The 2,273-nt window shown below is 56.6% G+C and carries 1 protein-coding gene and 1 pseudogene; one reads left to right on the top strand and one right to left on the bottom strand.

The window, feature by feature from the left end; translation table 11 throughout:
* Window positions 1-8: 8 nt before the first annotated feature.
* On the bottom strand, window positions 9-869 hold the full coding sequence (locus BB334_RS18320; protein ID WP_198531294.1) for a hypothetical protein: 861 nt from the start codon (window positions 867-869) through the stop codon (window positions 9-11).
* Between BB334_RS18320 and intI1 the strand changes: the two are divergent.
* Window positions 826-1,838 (top strand): annotated as a pseudogene (gene intI1 / locus BB334_RS17270) (class 1 integron integrase IntI1). The gene BB334_RS18320 and the pseudogene intI1 sit on opposite strands and share 44 nt — an antisense overlap.
* Window positions 1,839-2,273 lie beyond the last annotated feature (435 nt).

Raw genomic sequence — 2,273 nt, 5'->3', positions numbered from 1 at the left:
GGGGGTCTCTAAGTGCATGATCGTAAACCGTTTACGTCATATGGGTATGCAATGTCGGTGCGATCGCCCTGGTTTCCCAGTGTGGATGTTTGTTGCTTTGGCGCTCCAATGTTTTTATTGGCCTCATCTACAATCCCATAAGCAGCAATCAACATGATCCCAGCGCAGCAAATGCGAATGGTCCATCGTAGAACCTTGGCTCTCCCGGGATTTGGGTCGTCTTCGGAAAGAAGACGCAGCGACATAGCAATAAGGATTGGGGCGATCATAAATGTCGCGACCATAAGAATGAGTCCAACCCCCGCTTGCACTTCTGTCGAGTTTCCTGCCTGATAGAAGGCAGCCGTCATTCCAGCTATTACTCCGATGAACGCGCCTCCAACTTTCAGCACTCTTCCGAGAGCTTTTTCTGTTGCGATCTGCATCAATCTTGGGGAAACCTTGAAGCTAATGAGCAGCTGCGTGAGTGCTGAGGCCATCAATAATAAATATATAGAGATGGGAAATGACTTCGCTGCTGTCTTCGATTGCGTGTATTTCTCAATTCCAACCTGAATAAGATTTGGAAGACTTGTGCCTAAAGCGGCATGCGAAAGATAGCCTGCAATTGCTGCGAGGAGAAAAGCTAGGAGAAATGTTCTGGCGTATTTCATTCGGCGAATTCGAAATGGCGTGAATATGATGGCTAACTTTGTTTTAGGGCGACTGCCCTGCTGCGTAACATCGTTGCTGCTCCATAACATCACACATCGACCCACGGCATAACGCGCTTGCCGCTTGGATGCCGGAGGAATAGACTGTACAAAAAAACAGTCATAACAAGCCATGAAAACCGCCACTGCACCGTTACCACCGCTGCGTTCGGTCAAGGTTCTGGACCAGTTGCGTGAGCGCATACGCTACTTGCATTACAGCTTACGAACCGAACAGGCGTATGTCCACTGGGTTCGTGCCTTCATCCGTTTCCACGGTGTGCGTCACCCGGCAACCTTGGGCAGCAGCGAAGTCGAGGCATTTCTGTCCTGGCTGGCGAACGAGCGCAAGGTTTCGGTCTCCACGCATCGTCAGGCATTGGCGGCCTTGCTGTTCTTCTACGGCAAGGTGCTGTGCACGGATCTGCCCTGGCTTCAGGAGATCGGAAGACCTCGTCCGTCGCGGCGCTTGCCGGTGGTGCTGACCCCGGAGAAGTGGTTCGCACCCTCGGTTTTCTGGAAGGCGAGCATCGTTTGTTCGCCCAGCTTCTGTATGGAACGGGCATGCGGATCAGTGAGGGTTTGCAACTGCGGGTCAAGGATCTGGATTTCGATCACGGCACGATCATCGTGCGGGAGGGCAAGGGCTCCAAGGATCGGGCCTTGATGTTACCCGAGAGCTTGGCACCCAGCCTGCGCGAGCAGCTGTCGCGTGCACGGGCATGGTGGCTGAAGGACCAGGCCGAGGGCCGCAGCGGCGTTGCGCTTCCCGACGCCCTTGAGCGGAAGTATCCGCGCGCCGGGCATTCCTGGCCGTGGTTCTGGGTTTTTGCGCAGCACACGCATTCGACCGATCCACGGAGCGGTGTCGTGCGTCGCCATCACATGTATGACCAGACCTTTCAGCGCGCCTTCAAACGTGCCGTAGAACAAGCAGGCATCACGAAGCCCGCCACACCGCACACCCTCCGCCACTCGTTCGCGACGGCCTTGCTCCGCAGCGGTTACGACATTCGAACCGTGCAGGATCTGCTCGGCCATTCCGACGTCTCTACGACGATGATTTACACGCATGTGCTGAAAGTTGGCGGTGCCGGAGTGCGCTCACCGCTTGATGCGCTGCCGCCCCTCACTAGTGAGAGGTAGGGCAGCGCAAGTCAATCCTGGCGGATTCACTACCCCTGCGCGAAGGCCATCGGTGCCGCATCGAACGGCCGGTTGCGGAAAGTCCTCCCTGCGTCCGCTGATGGCCGCCTGCCGCTATTGGAAACCGCCTCCGCATAGCTGCCGTTGATCGCGAGTCGAGGCAGATGGCGAGCGTCAGGGCAGGCCGACGACCTGCCCGTGATCAGTCGTCACGAACATCCGGTCCACGCAGTTCGTCGAACTCGTCAGGCCGCAGCGGCCATGTGCGTGTCGACATGGATGTCGACGAACGGACAGCGCAGCGCACCGGCTTCGTTTCGCTCGACAAGGCCCAACGCCACCAGCTCGGTCGCATCTTCATGTACACCCGAGTTCGACAGTTACGCTCGCAAGTGCTTGTTTTTGCTAGAGCGCACTTTCAAAAATGCCACTACA

It is taken from the genome of Thauera phenolivorans (assembly GCF_001696715.1).
GTDB lineage: Bacteria > Pseudomonadota > Gammaproteobacteria > Burkholderiales > Rhodocyclaceae > Thauera > Thauera phenolivorans.
This window is presented reverse-complemented; position numbering and strand designations above follow the sequence as displayed.